Annotated in this window: 13 protein-coding genes; 4 read left to right on the forward strand and 9 right to left on the reverse strand. The window is 61.0% G+C overall.

Features of this window, described 5'->3' with window-relative positions; genetic code table 11:
* Positions 1 to 134: 134 nt before the first annotated feature.
* The 6 genes from B3361_RS07150 to B3361_RS07175 all read right to left on the reverse strand — a co-directional run bounded on the left by B3361_RS07150 (position 135) and on the right by B3361_RS07175 (position 5516).
* Entirely contained in the window at positions 135 to 881 is a 747-nt protein-coding gene (locus tag B3361_RS07150; RefSeq protein ID WP_054905829.1) for a YebC/PmpR family DNA-binding transcriptional regulator, read from the reverse strand.
* A 113-nt stretch (positions 882 to 994) separates the two neighbouring features.
* Positions 995 to 2770, reverse strand: a complete 1776-nt coding sequence (aspS, locus tag B3361_RS07155) for an aspartate--tRNA ligase (protein WP_054905828.1) — start codon at positions 2768 to 2770, stop codon at positions 995 to 997.
* A gap of 93 nt (positions 2771 to 2863) precedes the next feature.
* Entirely contained in the window at positions 2864 to 3085 is a 222-nt protein-coding gene (locus B3361_RS07160) for an FmdB family zinc ribbon protein (RefSeq protein WP_054905827.1), read from the reverse strand.
* 117 nt (positions 3086 to 3202) lie between these two features.
* A complete protein-coding gene (locus B3361_RS07165; protein WP_010455375.1) occupies positions 3203 to 4324 on the reverse strand; it encodes an ISAs1-like element ISPa60 family transposase in 1122 nt (373 codons plus the stop codon).
* A 91-nt stretch (positions 4325 to 4415) separates the two neighbouring features.
* Positions 4416 to 4745, reverse strand: coding sequence for a ribbon-helix-helix domain-containing protein (locus B3361_RS07170; protein WP_009684046.1), 330 nt, complete (start codon positions 4743 to 4745; stop codon positions 4416 to 4418).
* Positions 4746 to 5042: 297 nt separating this feature from the next.
* Entirely contained in the window at positions 5043 to 5516 is a 474-nt protein-coding gene (locus B3361_RS07175) for a Dps family protein (protein ID WP_009684045.1), read from the reverse strand.
* Between the two features lie 281 nt (positions 5517 to 5797).
* On the opposite strand from B3361_RS07175, the gene B3361_RS07180 reads away from it, so the two are divergent.
* Positions 5798 to 6391 (forward strand): cold-shock protein, encoded by a 594-nt coding sequence (locus B3361_RS07180; protein WP_054905826.1) that lies wholly within the window; start codon positions 5798 to 5800, stop codon positions 6389 to 6391.
* Between the two features lie 88 nt (positions 6392 to 6479).
* Here B3361_RS07180 and B3361_RS07185 read toward each other — a convergent pair whose 3' ends face one another.
* Both B3361_RS07185 and B3361_RS07190 read right to left on the reverse strand, forming a co-directional pair.
* Positions 6480 to 6686: a SlyX family protein gene (locus B3361_RS07185; RefSeq protein WP_009684043.1), complete on the reverse strand. Its 207-nt coding sequence runs from the start codon at positions 6684 to 6686 to the stop codon at positions 6480 to 6482.
* Position 6687: 1 nt separating this feature from the next.
* A complete protein-coding gene (locus B3361_RS07190) occupies positions 6688 to 7107 on the reverse strand; it encodes an HIT family protein (RefSeq protein WP_054905825.1) in 420 nt (139 codons plus the stop codon).
* Between the two features lie 690 nt (positions 7108 to 7797).
* On the opposite strand from B3361_RS07190, the gene B3361_RS07195 reads away from it, so the two are divergent.
* From B3361_RS07195 to B3361_RS07205, 3 genes are all read left to right on the forward strand, one after another.
* Complete coding sequence (locus tag B3361_RS07195) at positions 7798 to 9081, forward strand: OprD family porin (RefSeq protein WP_054905824.1); 1284 nt, start codon at positions 7798 to 7800, stop codon at positions 9079 to 9081.
* Between the two features lie 159 nt (positions 9082 to 9240).
* Positions 9241 to 10956 carry a proline--tRNA ligase gene (locus B3361_RS07200; protein ID WP_009684040.1) on the forward strand — a complete coding sequence of 572 codons (1716 nt, stop codon included), beginning with the start codon at positions 9241 to 9243 and terminating at the stop codon, positions 10954 to 10956.
* A 20-nt stretch (positions 10957 to 10976) separates the two neighbouring features.
* On the forward strand, positions 10977 to 11930 hold the full coding sequence (locus B3361_RS07205) for a hypothetical protein (RefSeq protein WP_009684039.1): 954 nt from the start codon (positions 10977 to 10979) through the stop codon (positions 11928 to 11930).
* Positions 11931 to 12095: 165 nt separating this feature from the next.
* On the opposite strand, the gene dinB is transcribed toward B3361_RS07205, so the two are convergent.
* Positions 12096 to 13154: a DNA polymerase IV gene (gene dinB / locus B3361_RS07210; RefSeq protein WP_161892868.1), complete on the reverse strand. Its 1059-nt coding sequence runs from the start codon at positions 13152 to 13154 to the stop codon at positions 12096 to 12098.
* Between the last annotated feature and the right edge of the window lie 242 nt (positions 13155 to 13396).

The following is a 13396-nucleotide window of genomic DNA, read 5'->3' on the forward strand; positions in this document are numbered from 1 at the left end:
CATCGCCGGCAAGCCAGCCCCCACAGGTACAGCACAAGCTTCAAGAAAAGCGCGGTACCTGTGGGAGCTGGCTTGCCGGCGATGGGCTGCACAGCAGCCCCAATAGCAGCCTTGACTCGGCGAGTCTGCAGACCTTAGCCGAGGTTTTCCATGATCTCGTCGGAAATCTGGGCGTTGGAGTAGACGTTCTGCACGTCATCCAGGTCTTCGAGCATGTCGATCAGCTTGAGCACCTTCTCGGCACCCTCGTGGTCAAGTTCGGCACTGGTGGTCGGCTGCATGACGATTTCCGCGTCAGCGGCCTTGAAGCCGGCCTCTTCGAGGGCGTTACGCACGGCATAGAAACTGTTGAACGAGGTGAATACCTCGAACGAACCGTCCTCGTTGGCTACAACGTCGTCGGCATCGGCCTCCATCGCCGCTTCCATCAACGCGTCTTCGTCCACGCCCGGCGCAAAGCTGAGCTGCCCCTTGCGCTCGAACAGGTAGGCCACCGAGCCATCGGTACCGAGGTTGCCGCCACACTTGGTAAAGGCATGGCGCACGGCGGCGGCGGTCCGGTTGCGGTTATCGGTCATGGCTTCGACCATGATCGCCACGCCACCCGGGCCGTAACCTTCGTAGCTGAGCTCTTCGACGTTGTCGCTTTCGTTGGTGCCCGCACCACGGGCCACGGCGCGGTCGATGATGTCGCGGCTCATGTTGGCGCCCAGGGCCTTGTCCAGCGCCAGGCGCAGGCGCGGGTTGGATGCCGGGTCAGGGCCGCCCTGCTTGGCAGCGACCGTCAGTTCGCGGATCCACTTGGTGAAGACCTTGCCTCTCTTGGCATCCTGGCGCTCTTTGCGGTGCTTGATGTTCGCCCACTTGGAATGACCAGCCATAACGACTCCGTTTTCCTTGAATCACAAACAGCCCCGCCCCATGACGGGGCGGGACGGGAAAATGCCTGCGCCGAAACGCAAAGGCGCATCCATGTGGATGCGCCCGGGACTGCTTATTCGACCTTGGTCTGTTCACGCAGTCGGATGTGCAGCTCGCGCAGGGCCTTGGCGTCGACCAGGCCAGGGGCCTGGGTCATGACACACGCGGCGCTCTGGGTTTTCGGGAAGGCAATCACTTCACGAATCGACTGGGCGCCAGTCATCAGCATGACCAGGCGGTCCAGGCCGAAGGCCAGGCCACCGTGAGGCGGTGCACCGAACTTCAGGGCGTCGAGCAGGAAGCCGAATTTCTCTTCCTGTTCTTCGGCTTCGATACCCAGCAGGCGGAACACGGCCTGCTGCATCTCTTTGCGATGGATACGGATCGAACCGCCACCCAGCTCGGTACCGTTCAGCACCATGTCGTAGGCACGCGACAGCGCGGTAGCCGGGCTGGCCTCGAGCTCCTGCGGGGTGCACTTCGGCGCGGTGAACGGGTGGTGCAGCGCGGTGAAGCTGCCGTCTTCGTTCTCTTCGAACATCGGGAAGTCGACGACCCACATCGGTGCCCACTCGCAGGTCAGCAGCTCGAAGTCGTGGCCCAGGCGGATACGCAGCGCGCCCAGCGCTTCGCTGACCACCTTGAACTTGTCGGCACCGAAGAACACGATGTCGCCGTCTACGGCGCCAACGCGGTCGAGGATGGTGTTGAGGTTAGCCTCGGGGATGTTCTTGACGATCGGCGACTGCAGGCCTTCGACACCCTTGGCGCGCTCGTTGACCTTGATGTAGGCCAGGCCCTTGGCACCGTAGATGCCGACGAACTTGGTGTACTCGTCGATCTTGCTGCGCGGCATGCTGGCGCCGCCTGGCAGGCGCAGGGCGGTTACACGGCACTTCGGATCGTTGGCCGGGCCGGCGAACACCTTGAAGTCGACATCCTTGAGCTGGTCGGCAACGTCAACCAGTTCCAGCGGGTTACGCAGGTCTGGCTTGTCGGAACCGTAGCGGCGCATGGCTTCTTCGAAGGTCATGTGCGGGAATTCGCCGAATTCCAGGTCGAGCACTTCCTTGAACAGCTTGCGGATCATGCTTTCGGTCAGGCCCATGATCTCGTTTTCATCGAGGAAGCTGGTCTCGATGTCGATCTGGGTGAATTCCGGCTGGCGGTCGGCACGCAGGTCTTCGTCACGGAAGCACTTGGCGATCTGGTAGTAACGGTCGAAGCCGGCCACCATCAGCAACTGCTTGAACAGCTGTGGCGACTGCGGCAGGGCGAAGAAGCTACCGGCGTGGGTACGGCTAGGCACCAGGTAGTCGCGCGCGCCTTCCGGGGTTGCACGGGTGAGGATTGGGGTTTCGACGTCGAGGAAGCCATTTTCGTCAAGGAAGCGACGGATGCTGCTGGTGATGCGCGAGCGCAGGCGCAGCTTGTCGGCCATTTCCGGGCGACGCAGGTCGATGAAGCGGTAGCGCAGGCGGGTTTCTTCGCCGACGTCGGAGTACTCGTTCAGCGGGAACGGTGGCGTTTCTGCTTCGTTGAGCACGGTCAGCTGGTAGCCGAGGATTTCGATGGCACCGGACGCCATGTTGGCATTCACTGCACCCTCAGGGCGCTTGCGAACCTTACCGGTCAGCTGCACGACGTATTCGCTGCGCACGCGGTCGGCAGCGGCGAAAGTTTCGGCGCGATCCGGGTCGAACACGACCTGGGCCATGCCTTCGCGGTCACGGATGTCGAGGAAGATCACCCCGCCGTGGTCGCGGCGCCGATGGACCCAGCCGCAAAGGGTGACTTCCTGGCCGTCCAGGCTCTCGTTCAGTTGGCCGCAATAATGGCTGCGCATCATGATGGTGGTTTCGCTTCTCGTGATTCGTGTATTCGGTGGAGGCCTTGGCCGCCCGGAGGGCTAATACTGCAAGACCCGGTCACAGCATTCAACTCAGTCGGCCTTGTCGCCGCCTGCCAGATTCTTTTTCGCCCCGGTCTTGAAGTCGGTTTCGTACCAACCAGTACCGCTCAGGCGGAAGCCTGGGACCGACAGCAGCTTCTTCAGCGCTGGCGCCTGGCAGGCCGGGCAATCGGTCAGCGGCGCGGCGCTGACCTTCTGCAGCACTTCCATACGGTGCTCGCAGGATGCACATTGATAGTCATACAGGGGCATGGGTGTCTCTCGTCAACCAAAACGCTGGCTGCGGGGGCAGCAAAAAGCGGGATTATATATGGTTAGCAAGCACTGCGCAGCCCGCCAGGCGATCAGCGCAAGGCAATCGCATGAAGCTCACCTGAGACCTAATAGTTCAGCCCGATAATCATCAGAGGTTGCAGCAATCAGCCTTCGTGCCTTGATGCCACCCTTGCGCTTGACCGGATCCAACCGGATCAAATTCAATGTAAGTTGCTTGAGAACGGCCATGTTGTGGGCAGCATGCCCGGTTCGGATCCGCATCTGATCGTCACCAAAAATGACATCCATGCACCAGTGGACGCGGTTCTCCACGCCCCAGTGCGCCCTGATGGCATGTGCGATGCGCTCTGCATCCGGAGCAAGACTGCTGATGTAGTAACGGCGCTCCAGGCTGGTCTGGTTGCCCACAGTCCGCTCGGACTCCAGCATCACGAAAGTGCGCAGTCCTGGCCAGCGTTCTGGCTGTGGCAGGCACTGGAGTTGGTCGAAAACATGGCAGCGACGAACCTCCAGCCGGCCATGGTCCTTCTCGACATGCTCGAAGTGCGCATGGGGTACCCGGGCAGGATCGCCGTCCAAAAAGGTGTCAGCGAAGTCATCGATCGCTTCGGCCAGCTTCGGCTGGTTTCCCTTGATGGCCAGCAGATAGTGCGCCCCGCGATCGAGAATGGCCTGTGCAATGTCCGGCTGGGTACCCATGGCATCGATCGTCACGGTGCAGCCCTCAAGCGCCAGTGTGGCCAGCAGCTCAGGAATGGCGGTCTTCTCGTTGGACTTCTGGGAGGTCGCCCTCTGCCCGAGAATCAGCCCTGAATCAGCCGCAAAAGCGCTGACCAGGTGCAACGGGGCCGTGTTTTTCTTGCCGGAGCGGCGACTGGTCTTGCCGTCTAGGGCAACCACTTGCGGAGAAAGGGCCGGTAGGATCGCCGCAACCCAACAGCGGAAGGCCTGCTCGAACTCCTCTGGATCGATCAGGCTGAATAGCCGTCCAAAGGTGTCGTGTGAGGGAATGCCGTGGGGTAGTTTCAGAATACGGCGGAACCAGTCCAGCCGCTGCTCAGCCCAGAGTTCGATTTCGATGAAGGTGTCAGCGCCGGCAAGCACGCCGCAGATAGCCACGACCAGTGTTTCGACCAGGTCGTGACGAATCTTGCCCTGCTGACGGGGATCATTGATGGCGACCAGAACATCGGAGATTGGTATGTGATGCGACATTGCAGGGCATCCTGAGTAGAGAGGCGCTCAGGATGCCCGCTGGGAAAGGACTCATTCAAATCGGCAGGCGTTCATGCGATTGCCCTGGCGATCAGCGCGCACTTGGCGGGTTCTGCAGCCACGCCACGCAGATAACCCGGATCAGGCCGCTGAAGTTGCGCACGCCACCCTGGCGCAGGTGGATCTCGCGGTCAACGTAGGACAGCACCGCACTGACCGAGCAACGGTTGGCGGCGGCAATGCGCTCGAGGATCTGCCAGTAGACGGCCTCCAGGCGCAGGCACGTGGAAAAGCCGTTGAGGCGCACGGAGCGCGACACCGGCTGGATCTGCAACATGTCGAAATCCGCCTTGAACGGATCGATGCACGGTTTCCCCGGCCAACGCCCCTGGCCATTTACACGCTTGCTCGCTTGCATCATGCGCCACACTTCCTCGTCACAGGTACCAGGTGGCCTATGAAGCGCTGATGGGCGCGGTTAAAGCAGCGGCAAAGTGTTCCTGCACAAACACTGATTGTCATGCACGACGCGGCCCATGTGTGAGCGGGCGAGCCCGCGAACACCGGCGTAGCCGGTGCCAGCCACCGCGCTGGATTCTTCGCGGGCACGCCCGCTCCCACAGGGTCCGCATCGTGCTTATGAATCGAGTTCTCTGCGCGACAGCGCAGCCCGTAGGGCTGTGTTATCTCCCACAGGGTTATGTGACAGCCTGGGTAATTATTTGCCGTCGAGCAAAACCCGCAGCATCCACGCGGTCTTCTCGTGCACCTGCATGCGCTGGGTCAGCAGGTCGGCTGTCGGCTCGTCACTGACCTTGTCGACTACCGGGAAAATACTGCGCGCCGTGCGCACCACAGCCTCCTGCCCTTGCACCAACTGGCGGATCATCTCTTCCGCAGCGGGTACCCCTTCCTCCTCCTTGATGGACGAGTGCCGGGCATAGAATGCGTACGACCCCGGCGCCGGGAAGCCCAGGGCCCGGATGCGCTCGGCGATGGAATCCACCGCCAGCGCCAATTCGTTGTACTGCTCTTCGAACATCAGGTGCAGGGTGCGGAACGACGGCCCTGTGACGTTCCAGTGAAAGTTATGGGTTTTCAGATACAGCACGTAGGTATCCGACAACAAGCGGGACAGCCCATCAACGATGGATTTGCGATCTTCTTCACTGATACCGATATCGATTGCCATGAAGTTCCCCTTTGCATAAGGCTTGAGACTCAAGCGGGCGACGACCACTGTAGCAATACTTGGCGCCTGTCGCATGTGACATGGCGCAACACATCGCCCGCCGGGCGGCCTGCGGTTTGAGTAGCCTGCGGCTTTACTGTTAAATAGGCAGCGTGCCACCCGTGCGGACTGTTATTGCCGGGTGCATAGGCTGGCCTGCCACGTGTTTGCGCTCTACACCTCATGCGCACCGTGCTGCCCGCTCTTCCTGTGATCGGCCTTATCAACTGTGAGCCAACCCCATGTTCAAGATCGTCCATCTGGTGACGGGCGTGGCAGCTTTGCTGCTATCGCTCATACCCAGCCTGAAAACCGAAGCAACCCCCTTCCTCCTGCAACCCGACGCGGTCTACCTGGCACTGCTTGGCCTGCTCAACCTGGTCCTGGCGCCAGTCGTGCCCCTGTATTACCGAGGCGCGCGCCAGCAACTGCAGCACCTGGCCTGCGCCTTGCTGGTAGTTGCCGTGGTGCTACAGACCCTGACGCTGCTGGCCCGCCCGGAAATGGGCAACCTGGCAGCACTGGTCTGCGCCACGCTGGCCGTCGCCCTGCACCTGGCCGTGGGCTTTGCGCGCAGCCCGCGCAAGCCACGCAACAGCCAGCACACCGCCCCAGATACCGTTAACCGCGATACCGGCACCGTGAAGTGGTTCAATACGTCCAAAGGCTTTGGCTTCATTTCCCGTGATTCGGGTGATGATATCTTCGTGCACTTTCGCGCCATTCGCGGGGAGGGTCACCGCATCCTCGTCGAAGGCCAGCGCGTGGAATTCTCGGTGATGCACCGCGACAAAGGCCTGCAGGCCGAGGATGTGGTGGCCGTGACCCGCCGCTGATACCGCCAGCCCCAGCACGAATGCCCCCACAGGCCTGACTACCGCCCTGTGGGGGCCCCTGCACCCGATCAGAACAGTGATCAGCGCATCAATAATGCGGCGGCGGCGCCTCGTCCCCTTCGCTACCGAATTGCCCCACCATCTCTTCATGACGCTTTATCAGCTCGGTCACCTGCAGCTGCAGGCGCTCGATCACCTTCGCCTGCTCTACCACCACATCATTCAATGCCTGGAGGGTGTCATCCTGGAACGCCTGGCGGGTTTCCAGTTCGATCATGCGCATTTCCAGTGACATGTCAGGCCTCCTGATAACCGGCCAGCCCCAGGTCGCGCACACGCTGGCGTACCGCCTGCAGTTGGGCATCGGTATAGGCCACTGGCGGGCACTTGCCCCAGACCGGGGCGGGCCAGGCAGCGTCGTCACGGCGGCGCACGATCACGTGCATGTGCAACTGGCTTACCACATTGCCCAAGGTTGCCACGTTCATCTTGTCGGCGCCGTAGCTGGCCTTCAACGCTTCTGCCAACAGGGTGGTCTCCTGCCACAGTTGCTGCTGCTCGTGCACATCCAAATCGAACAACTCACTCACCTCAGCACGCTTGGGCACCAGGATGAACCACGGGTAATTGGCATCCTTGCTCAGCAGCAGCTGGCACAGCGCAAGCTCCCCCAGCACCAGGGAATCCTGCTGCAGACGCGAATCGAGGACGAACACGGCATATCTCCTTAAGACAAAACGACCCGCATGGCGCGGAAAACATGGGTGGCAAGAATACCCTGCACAATCCCGGTAACACAGCGCTACTTTTCGCACCAAAATGAGGCCATCTACCCACCCCTCCCGCACCTGCCACCCCAAAAACGACTCTGGATGAACAAATGGCGGTAACACATTGACTTTTATGAGCGCGCTTTAAATTTTAATGATTCTCGAACTCAACAATACCTAAACGGCGCTCGACCCCGTGTTTACGGCACTTTCCGACCCTCGGTAGGGGGTTTTGTGAAAATTTCATGAACTGTTGCGAATTTTGAGCACGCTTGTTGCATTCCTTTCACGCCAAGTCGGCACGGCATCTGCAATGGCAGGTGTACGCGACAAATAACAACAGCGGCATTGGTTACCAGGGAGTTTCTTCAGCTGGCGTCGGTAGTTACCGATTCATGGCGGCTAAAGAAGCAGCGCTGGGGTTATACGGCCCTAAATTGGGGCGTGATTTGCGACATGGAAATACCTGAGCGCGACATGGTGGAAAAGTTCCGTAAAGAGTCTCTATCGCCATATCGCCAAGAACAGTCAGCGTGCTATACATTTTCGCCGACATAACAAGAAAGAGCTGCTCCATATAACTAAAACACTTGGACGCAGCGGTACTCTTCCTAAAAACCAAAGGAGCAAATCACGATGCGCGTGATGAAGTGGAGCATGATCGCCCTGGCCGTTACGGCAGGGACCTCGCAGTTGGCAATGGCCTCCGCACAAGATGAGTCCAAAGGTTTCATCGAAGACAGCAAGCTGAACGTCAAGACCCGCATGCTGTATTTCAGCCGTGACTTCCGCAACAACGCGCCTGGCAGCCAGAGCCGCGTGGAAGAAACCGGCCTTGGCTTCCTGGGCACCTTCGAATCCGGCTTCACCCAAGGCACCGTAGGCTTCGGCGTCGACGCCATCGGCATGCTCGGCCTGAAGCTGGACAGCGGCCGCGGCCGCGCCGGCACCGGCCTGTTCCCGACTGGCTCGGACGGTCGCTCGCAGGATGACTACTCGGAAGCGGGCGGCGCTGTGAAAATGCGCATCTCCAACACCGTACTGAAGTGGGGCGACCAGTTCACCGCACTGCCAGTATTCGCAACCGACGACAGCCGCTTGCTGCCAGAAGTTGCCGAAGGTGGTCTGATCACCAGCAACGAAATTGCCGGCCTCACCCTGCACGCCGGTCACTTCACCGCACTGAACGCCCAGGCTCAGACCTACCACGACAGCCTGCGGCTGACCGAGGCCAATGTCTTTGGTGGCACCTACGCCCTCTCCGACAACCTCAGCACCAGCGTTTACTACTCGCGCGTCGAAGACCACTTCCGCAAGTGGTACGGCAATATCAACTGGGCGCTGCCGATCAGCGACAAGCAAGGCCTGGTGTTCGACTTCAACATCTATGACACCAAGTCCATCGGCAACAACCTGACCGGTGCATTCGTCAGCAAGTCCGACGGCAGCAACGAACTGGACAACATCGCGGCCAGCCTCTCGGCCGCGTACAACGTCGGCGCCCACACCTTCACCCTGGCCTACCAGAAGGTCACCGGTGACGGCGACTACGCCTACGGTGTAGACGGTGGCGGCACGGTCTTCCTGGCCAACTCCGTGGCCCGTTCCGACTTCAACGCCGAAGACGAAAAATCCTGGCAGGCTCGCTACGACCTGAACTTCGCTGAGTTCGGCGTACCCGGCCTGAGCTTCATGACCCGCTATGTACGTGGTACCGGTGCAACCACCCGCACCACCGACAGCGGCAAGGAATGGGAACGCGACATCGACGTCAAGTACGTGATGCAGAGCGGCCCGGCCAAAGACCTGAGCTTCCGCGTCCGTCAAGCCACCTACCGTTCGGCCGATGGCGTTTACTACGGTTCGCCTTCGATCGACGAACTGCGCCTGATCGTGGAGTACCCGCTGAGCATCCTGTAAGCCTGGCTTGCAGTGCCCCGCACCTGAAAAGCCCGGCGACCTCGCCGGGCTTTTTCTTGGCTGACAAGCGTCACGCCCTGGGGCATCCTGTACGCCTTCGTTTCACCCCCGTACAATGCGGGGCTATTTCAACGTCTTAGGCAATCGACACGGCTAACCATGCGCACCAGTCAATATTTGCTCGCCACCCAGAAAGAAACCCCTGCCGATGCAGTGGTCATCAGCCATCAGCTCATGCTGCGTGCCGGCATGATCCGCAAACTGGCCTCCGGCCTGTACACCTGGCTGCCGATGGGCCTGCGGGTAATGCGTAAGGTCGAGGCCGTGGTACGTGAGGAAATGAACGCCGCCGGTGCCCTCGAAGTGCTGATGCCAAGCATCCAGCCCGCCGAGCTGTGGCAGGAGTCCGGCCGCTGGGAACAATACGGCCCGGAACTGCTGCGCCTCAAAGACCGCCATCAGCGTGACTTCTGTGTCGGCCCAACCCACGAAGAAGTGATCACCGACCTGGCCCGTAACGAGCTGTCCAGCTATAAACAGCTGCCGCTCAACATGTACCAGATCCAGACCAAATTCCGCGATGAAATCCGCCCGCGCTTCGGCCTGATGCGTGGCCGCGAGTTCATCATGAAAGACGCCTACTCGTTCCATGCCGACCAGGCTTCCTTGCAGGAAACCTATGACCGCATGCACCAGGCCTACAGCAACATATTCACGCGCCTGGGCCTGGACTTCCGCCCTGTGCAGGCCGACACCGGCTCGATCGGCGGCAGCTACTCGCATGAATTCCACGTACTGGCCGAGTCTGGCGAAGACGACGTGATCTTCAGCGACAGCTCCGACTACGCCGCCAACATCGAAAAGGCCGAGGCCATCCCACGGGAAACCGTGCGCCCTGCGCCTACTGAAGAGCTGCGCCTGGTCGATACGCCAAACGCCAAGACCATTGCCCAGCTGGTGGAAAACTTCGGCCTGCCGATAGAGAAAACCGTCAAGACCCTGATCGTGCGCGGCGCCGAAGAGGGCAAGCTGGTGGCCCTGATCGTTCGTGGCGACCACGAGCTGAACGAAATCAAGGCCACCAAGCTGGAGCAGGTTGCCGACCCGCTGGTAATGGCCACCGAAGCCGAACTGCGCGAGGCGATCGGTGCCGGCGCCGGCTCGCTGGGCCCACTGAACCTGCCGCTGGAATGCATCATCGACCGCTCGGTGGCGCTGATGAGCGACTTCGGTATTGGTGCCAACATCGATGACAAGCACTATTTCGGCGTGAACTGGGAGCGCGACCTGCCAGTGCCACAGGTAGCCGACCTGCGCAATGTGGTTGAAGGCGACCCGAGCCCGGACGGCCAAGGCACCCTGATCATCAAGCGTGGCATCGAAGTCGGGCATATCTTCCAGCTGGGCACCAAGTACAGCGAGGCGCTGAAGTGCCAGGTGCTGGGCGAGAACGGCAAGCCGGTCGTGCTGTCGATGGGTTGCTACGGCATCGGTGTATCGCGCGTGGTGGCAGCCGCCATCGAGCAGAGCTACGACGACAAAGGCATCATCTGGAACGACGCCCTGGCCCCGTTCCAGATCGCCCTGGTACCGCTGCGCTACGAAACCGAAGCGGTTCGCGAGGCAACCGACAAGCTGTACGCCGAACTGACCGCCGCCGGCTTTGAAGTACTGCTGGACGACCGTGACAAGAAGACCAGCCCCGGCATCAAGTTCGCCGACATGGAGCTGATCGGCATCCCGCACCGCATCGTGGTCAGCGATCGCGGCCTGGCCGAAGGCAACCTGGAGTACAAGCACCGCACCGAGCAGGACGCCCAGCCGTTGCCGCTCAATGAAGTGCTGACCTTCCTGCAGGCCCGCGTTCGCCGCTGATAACCAATGCACGAGTAATCATGTTCAAGCGAAGTACCTTTACCCGGGGGGGCGCTGCACTGTGCGGCGCCCTGCTCGTCAGCGGCTGCGCCAACCAGATGTCCCAGCGCAGCGACCATGAGGAGCGCGTGGAGCGCAAGCTGCTCGCCCACACCCTGCAGATCGATGTCGGCGAGCCGAAGGTGATGGAACTGCCGCAACGGCGTGTGCGCGTGCATGAGCAAAAGCGTTTCGAAGTGACCGAGTTCGAAGTCACCCGCCGCTATGATCGCTACACGCCTTACCAGCCCTGGCGGGAGATCTACGAGATCCCGCTGGGTGCGGTGGCCGTTGTGGCGGGGGTTGGCGCCAACGTGGTCAATGTCTTCGCTTTGGGCAACCTGCCGCAAAGCATGACCCACGACTGGCTCAGCTATGGAGTGGACGGCCTCAACCCGTTCATGAACGTAGCGTCCAATGGCCGCGCCCAGCAGAACCTCGCCGGGATCAGCGAAGTGCAGAAAAGCCAGCGTGAAGAATCCACCAGCATGCCGTGGAGCGAACGCTTGGTCGAGGTCAAGGCTGGCAAAATGACTCACGAGCTGACCACCGACCGTAGCGGCGTACTGCGCCTGAACCTGCTGGACAGCCCGTTTTCGGAGCAGAACCTCAACCACGTCGGCACCCTGCACCTGCAAGTGCTCGACGAGGACAACGGGGTCCGTGGCGACGCCAGCCTGCTGGTCAGCGCCACCCTGCGCAACAAGCTGCATGAGGCCCATGAGCTGATCTTCGATGACCTCGAAGATGACGATGTCAGCCAGTGGGTACACCGGGTCAAGCGCCTGTCCGAGCTGGGCCTTGAAGAAGAAGCCAGCGAAATGGAACAGAGCCTGATCGAGCTGACCCGCAACGACCCGGAGCTGCAGCAGGAGTTTCTGCAGTCGCTGACCAAGGCTACCGGGCGATTGGTGGCTGACCCGGGGGCGCAATAACCCGGCCTCTATCGCGATTACCCTGTAGGAGCGGCCTTGCGTCGCGATTACCCTGTAGGAGCGGCCTTGCGTCGCGATGGGCTGCGCAGCAGCCCCAGGCATTCGGCCTTGCTGCTTGAATTGCCGGGGCTGCTGCGCCGACCACCGCGGCGCAAGGCCGCTTCTTTATATAGGCGCAAACAGCTCCAGCTGTTCATGCGCCCCGCGCAGATCGCGCAACCTTACCCCTACCCCCAACAAACGCACCGGCTTGCCACCGCGGGCGAACGCCTGTCCCAGCAATTGCCGGTAACTTTCCAGGTCCCTGCCCGCCCCGGCCTGTTCCAGCGTGGTTTGGCTGAAGTCATGGAACTTGACCTTGACGAAGGGTTTCTCTGGCCGGTAACTGCTGTCCATGCGGGCGATGCGTTCGTTCAGGCTTTCCAGCAGCTCCGGCAAACGCGCCAGGCAACTGGCCAAGTCCGGCAGGTCGGTGTCGTAGGTATTTTCCACGCTGACCGACTGGCGCCGGCTATCGTTGTGCACCGCACGCTCGTCAATACCTCGCGCCAGCCCCCACAACCGCTCACCGAAACTGCCGAACTCGCGCACCAGCGCCAGGCGCGACCAGTCACGCAGTTGCAGGCAGGTTTCGATACCCAGGCGCGTCAGTTTGTCTGCCGTGACTTTGCCCACGCCGTGCAGCCTGGCCACTGGCAAGGCCGCAACGAATGCCTCGACCTCATCGGGGGTAATCACGAACAGCCCGTTGGGCTTGCGCCAGTCGCTTGCGATCTTGGCCAGGAACTTGTTTGGCGCCACCCCCGCCGACACGGTGATATGCAGGGTACGCGCGACTCGCCGGCGAATATCCTCGGCAATACGGGTAGCGCTGCCCGAATACCATTGGCTGTCGCTGACATCCAGGTAGGCCTCGTCCAACGACAAGGGCTCGATCAGCTCGGTGTAGTCACGAAAGATGGCATGAATTTCCCGCGAGGCTTCGCGATAGGCCTCGAAACGCGGCTTGACGATCAACAAGTCCGGGCACAGTTTCAGCGCGTGGCGCGATGCCATGGCCGAGCGCACACCGTAGGCACGCGCTTCATAATTACAGGTGGCGATCACACCACGGCGCTCTGCCGAGCCGCCCACTGCCATGGGCCGCCCGGCCAGGCGCGGGTCGTCACGCATCTCGATCGCGGCATAGAAGCAATCGCAGTCAACGTGGATGATCTTGCGCAAAGACATGGATGACCGTCAGCACTGTAAATTCATACAGATAGTATCGCATAGGGCCGCCCGTTCAACAGCTGACCCGCATGCCCACGCGATAATCGGCCTGAAAGGCCCGCCGCGCCTGAGCCGCATGCAGGTGTGATGCGCTAAGGGTTTGAACAAAAAAGGTTTTTTCAAAACAATTGCTTGACACCAGCGCGCAAATCCGTAAAATTAGATCTCACAGGCGCGGGATGGAGCAGCCTGGT

This window comes from Pseudomonas sp. UBA6699 (assembly GCF_002454615.1).
In the GTDB taxonomy this organism is placed as follows: Bacteria; Pseudomonadota; Gammaproteobacteria; order Pseudomonadales; family Pseudomonadaceae; genus Aquipseudomonas; species Aquipseudomonas juntendi.

Excerpts from the sequence above, each read along its gene's own strand:
- B3361_RS07150 (WP_054905829.1), bottom strand. The coding sequence starts at position 881 with ATGGCTGGTCATTCCAAGTGGGCGAACATCAAGCACCGCAAAGAGCGC.
- aspS (WP_054905828.1), bottom strand. The coding sequence starts at position 2,770 with ATGATGCGCAGCCATTATTGCGGCCAACTGAACGAGAGCCTGGACGGC.
- B3361_RS07160 (WP_054905827.1), bottom strand. The coding sequence starts at position 3,085 with ATGCCCCTGTATGACTATCAATGTGCATCCTGCGAGCACCGTATGGAA.
- B3361_RS07165 (WP_010455375.1), bottom strand. The coding sequence starts at position 4,324 with ATGTCGCATCACATACCAATCTCCGATGTTCTGGTCGCCATCAATGAT.
- B3361_RS07170 (WP_009684046.1), bottom strand. The coding sequence starts at position 4,745 with ATGATGCAAGCGAGCAAGCGTGTAAATGGCCAGGGGCGTTGGCCGGGG.
- B3361_RS07175 (WP_009684045.1), bottom strand. The coding sequence starts at position 5,516 with ATGGCAATCGATATCGGTATCAGTGAAGAAGATCGCAAATCCATCGTT.
- B3361_RS07180 (WP_054905826.1), top strand. The coding sequence starts at position 5,798 with ATGTTCAAGATCGTCCATCTGGTGACGGGCGTGGCAGCTTTGCTGCTA.
- B3361_RS07185 (WP_009684043.1), bottom strand. The coding sequence starts at position 6,686 with ATGTCACTGGAAATGCGCATGATCGAACTGGAAACCCGCCAGGCGTTC.
- B3361_RS07195 (WP_054905824.1), top strand. The coding sequence starts at position 7,798 with ATGCGCGTGATGAAGTGGAGCATGATCGCCCTGGCCGTTACGGCAGGG.
- B3361_RS07200 (WP_009684040.1), top strand. The coding sequence starts at position 9,241 with ATGCGCACCAGTCAATATTTGCTCGCCACCCAGAAAGAAACCCCTGCC.
- B3361_RS07205 (WP_009684039.1), top strand. The coding sequence starts at position 10,977 with ATGTTCAAGCGAAGTACCTTTACCCGGGGGGGCGCTGCACTGTGCGGC.